The organism is Streptomyces sp. GbtcB7 (genome assembly GCF_019091445.1).
Lineage (GTDB): Bacteria > Actinomycetota > Actinomycetes > Streptomycetales > Streptomycetaceae > Streptomyces > Streptomyces mirabilis.
The window spans coordinates 1-431 of record NZ_JAGXJM010000146.1 but is presented as its reverse complement, the minus strand read 5'-3'; the positions used below and the strand labels follow the sequence as shown (position 1 = coordinate 431).

1 pseudogene is annotated in these 431 nt (G+C 65.4%); it reads right to left on the bottom strand.

Going from position 1 to position 431, the window contains the following annotated elements:
* Positions 1-431, bottom strand: a pseudogene (locus KVT44_RS55600) (glucose-6-phosphate dehydrogenase); the annotation flags it as partial.

Here is a 431-nt window from a genome sequence, read left to right as displayed (position 1 = left end):
GTGTTGGCGAAGCGGAGCGCCAGGATGTTCTGGACGGTCTCCTTGCCGAGGTAGTGGTCGATGCGGAAGACCTGGTCCGAGGAGAAGACCTCGTGCACGATCGCGTTGAGTTCCTCGGCCGACTTCAGGTCGTGGCCGAAGGGCTTCTCGATGACCGCGCGCCGCCAGGAGCCGTTCGACTGGTCGGCCAGGTGATGCTTCTTCAGCTGCTGGATGACCACCGGGAAGGCGGACGGCGGCACGGAGAGGTAGAAGGCGAAGTTGCCGCCCGTGCCCTGTGCCTTGTCCAGCTCGTCGATCGTGGCGCGCAGCCGCTCGAACGAGTCGTCGTCGTCGAAGGTGCCCTGGACGAAGCGCATCCCCTGGATGAGCTGCTGCCAGACCTCCTCGCGGAACTCCGTACGGGCGTGTTCCTTGACGGCGTCGTGGAC